The 2,966-nt window shown below is 61.0% G+C and carries 5 protein-coding genes; all 5 read left to right on the forward strand.

Annotation, left to right across the window (positions count from 1 at the left end; translation table 11 throughout):
- Window positions 1-163: 163 nt before the first annotated feature.
- Window positions 164-583, forward strand: coding sequence for a nickel-responsive transcriptional regulator NikR (gene nikR / locus GTN70_10725; protein NIO17441.1), 420 nt, complete (start codon window positions 164-166; stop codon window positions 581-583).
- A complete protein-coding gene (locus tag GTN70_10730; GenBank protein NIO17442.1) occupies window positions 580-1,404 on the forward strand; it encodes a hypothetical protein in 825 nt (274 codons plus the stop codon). Before nikR ends, GTN70_10730 begins: the two co-directional genes overlap by 4 nt.
- A 77-nt stretch (window positions 1,405-1,481) precedes the next feature.
- Window positions 1,482-2,108, forward strand: coding sequence for a cobalt transporter CbiM (gene cbiM, locus GTN70_10735; GenBank protein ID NIO17443.1), 627 nt, complete (start codon window positions 1,482-1,484; stop codon window positions 2,106-2,108).
- The gene (locus GTN70_10740) at window positions 2,083-2,712 is read left to right on the forward strand and encodes a hypothetical protein (protein ID NIO17444.1); all 630 of its coding nucleotides are present in this window, start codon (window positions 2,083-2,085) and stop codon (window positions 2,710-2,712) included. The genes cbiM and GTN70_10740 overlap by 26 nt, the downstream gene beginning before the upstream one ends.
- A 6-nt stretch (window positions 2,713-2,718) precedes the next feature.
- Window positions 2,719-2,966: cobalt ECF transporter T component CbiQ (locus tag GTN70_10745; GenBank protein NIO17445.1), on the forward strand; the 248-nt coding region annotated here is incomplete at its 3' end.

Genomic DNA, 2,966 nt, shown 5'->3' on the forward strand with positions numbered 1-2,966 from the left:
GTCCCGGGAAACCAGTTTCGCGTTGGGTGTTCATTCCGCATTCCGAATTCCGATTTCCGCATTACCATGTCCGCCTTCTGATCCGTATTCTGTTTCTTCGCTGTTCTCATACTTCTTCTGTGGTATACTGAATCGGTAGCAAGAAAATTAAAAAGGTGTTACCATGGGGCGGATTTCCCGGATCGGGGTATCCATAAACACGTCTCTCCTCGCCGAGTTTGACGGGCTGATCAGGAAAATGGGCTACGCAAACCGGTCGGAGGCGTTTCGCGATCTGATAAGGGACAAGCTTGTCACGGAGGAGTGGAAGGGGGGCAACGCCGAGTGCGTCGGCGTTGTGTCGATCGTCTACGACCACCACAGGCGGGATATCTCGGACAGGCTCATCGAACTCCAGCACGAATTTGGCGAATCCATAATCTCCTCCACCCACATCCACCTCGACCGCGACAACTGCCTGGAGGTGGTCATCGCCCGGGACGGCGCGGCGGTGGTGAAGGAGATCGCGGACCGCCTCATCGGCTCCAAGGGCGTCAAGCACGGGAAGCTTGCCATGACATCAACGGGAAGGGGGCTCAGGTGACGCACGTGCCGGCGAAGTCGAGACGGAAGGCGCGGTTAAGGGACAGGCCCCCGCGTGCCGTTTTCCCCCACCTCCTATTACTCTTTATCCTTGCCTGCGCCCTGCTCTTTTCCGGTGTCCCCTCTTTTGCAGGGAAAATACTGGGAATCGATGACAGCCAGACCACGGGCGAAGGCAATGCTGAGCTGGAGTTCAACGTGGAGCTGAGCAAGGAGGGAAGAGACAGGGAATACTCCCTGGTCAACGTCCTCACCCTCGGGATTGTCGAACCGCTCGATTTTTCCATCGAGTACACCTACACGTTCCTGGATCCGAAAGATGGCGAGTCCGTGAACGGCTTCGGGGATACGGAGCTGTTCCTGAAATATTCCCTGCCCTACCGGGGAGCATTTATCACGCAGGTGGCGATGGAAGTGGGGGCGATCGTTCCCACGGGGGACGAGGAAAAGGGGACGGGCGAGGGTGCGAAAGACTACGAGGTGGGCCTTATTTTCGGGAAAGGGAGCGATACAACCCCACTCCTGGTGAACCTTGCATACGTGTTCTCCGGCAACCGTCCCGAGGGCGTGGATCCCGATGACGTATTCCGTGCGTCGCTGACCCTCGAGATAGAGCTGAGCGAGGCAAAAGGCGTTTCCGCGGCGGCGGAGATCGAATACGAGACGGCCGAGTTTCCCGGAGAGCGGGACATCGTCACGGTGCGGGGCGGGTTCGAGTATGGCCTCTCCGAGGACGTTGATATGAGTCTTTCTGCGGAGACGGCGCTTAACGGTGAAGGGCCGGACATTCTGTTCACAACGGGGCTGACGGCCGAGTACTGAGAGAAAAACAGCGCCCATGCGGGCGGGTTTGTCGAAGGCAGCCTTCAAACGGTTTTGCGATGGGGAGGAATCAGAGAATGCACGTATCAGAGGGGGTTCTGTCGCCCCCGGTTCTGGCAGCGGGTGCCATCGTGACGGCTGCTGGCGTCACGGTCGGGATACGGAGGATGAAACAGGAGGGCATCCCGAAGGCGGCGGTCCTCACCTCCTCCTTCTTCGTTGGCTCCCTCATCCAGATTCCCGCCGGCGTCGCCAGCGTCCATTTGGTGTTGAACGGCATCATGGGGCTGTTTCTGGGCTGGGCATGCTACCCCTGCTTCCTGGTGGCCCTTGCCCTGCAGGCGGTCCTCTTTCAGTTCGGCGGGCTCACGACGCTGGGAGTGAACACCTTCGTCATGGCGGCGCCGGCGATCGCCTTCTCCTATCTTTTCCGGGGACTGGTGGCGGGACGGGGGAAAGCAGCTCCCTCCATCGGGGGGTTTCTCGCCGGTTTCTCCTCCGTTCTGGGAGGTGCCCTCCTCATTGCCCTGCTCCTCGACCTGTCGGGGGAGGGGTTCTTGCGGGCTGGCCAGGTCGTGGTTCTCGCCCACCTGCCCGTGATGGTGATCGAGGGGATAATCACCGGCATGATCGTCCTCTTCATACGGAAGGTGAAGCCCGAGATGTTCGAGGTGGCGCATGATTTCGAAAAGGAAAATATCTGACCTCATCATCGTGGTCCTCCTTTCCCTGCTCATGGCCCCGTTTCCGCCCCGTGCGGCGCGGGCGCACAGGGTGAGCGTTTTCGCCTACACGGGGGAGGGGAAGGTCTTCGTGGAGGGGTACTTCCCGGATGGCTCGAAGGCGGCGGGGGCAAAGGTGGAGGTCTTCGACCCCCGGGGGCAGCTTGTCTTCGAGGGTCCAACCGACCGGCGTGGCTCCCTGTCCTTTCCCGTCCCCCCCGTCGATGACCTGACGATCTTTGTCACGGCCGCGGGGGGCCACAAGAGCTCCTTTGCCCTGTCCCGGGAGAAGCCGGCGGGTACGTCTGACGGTTTCGCTGCAGGCCATACCCACGACGACGCCGGGAGCACGGGGCAGGAAACCCATCCCGTGGTGGAGGGGGCGGGCACGGAAGATGTGCGCTCCGCCCGGGACCTCGAGCGGACCCTGGACCGAAAGCTCGAACCCGTGATGGAGGTGCTCCTGGATATCCGGAGAAAGATGGACAGGCCTGCGATGAAGGACGTGATCGCCGGGCTCGGCTACGTGGCCGGAATCGCGGGCCTTCTTTTTTTCATCCAAGGATGGCGGAAAAAAAGAGAGTGAGGCGGCATGCACCTGGAAGAATTTGCAGAGGGTAGTTCGTACCTCCACCGAATGGACCCGCGGGTCAAGCTGGTATCCGGGGTCATCCTGACGGTTGCCCTGGCGCTCAGCTACAACGTGGTGGGCCTCCTGGCGGGGCTCTGCTTTTCCGCCGCCCTCGTGGTGACGGCACGCCTCGACGGCAAAAAGGTGCTCGCCCGGTTTGCCGTGGTCAACCTGTTTTTCCTCTTCCTCCTGCTCATCCTCCCCCTGGC

This window comes from Deltaproteobacteria bacterium, assembly GCA_011773515.1.
Taxonomy (GTDB): Bacteria; Desulfobacterota; Deferrimicrobia; order J040; family J040; genus WVXK01.

Bases quoted from the DNA above. Each gene is read 5' to 3' on its own strand.
- nikR (NIO17441.1), top strand. From the start codon at position 164: ATGGGGCGGATTTCCCGGATCGGGGTATCCATAAACACGTCTCTCCTC.
- cbiM (NIO17443.1), top strand. From the start codon at position 1,482: ATGCACGTATCAGAGGGGGTTCTGTCGCCCCCGGTTCTGGCAGCGGGT.
- GTN70_10740 (NIO17444.1), top strand. From the start codon at position 2,083: ATGATTTCGAAAAGGAAAATATCTGACCTCATCATCGTGGTCCTCCTT.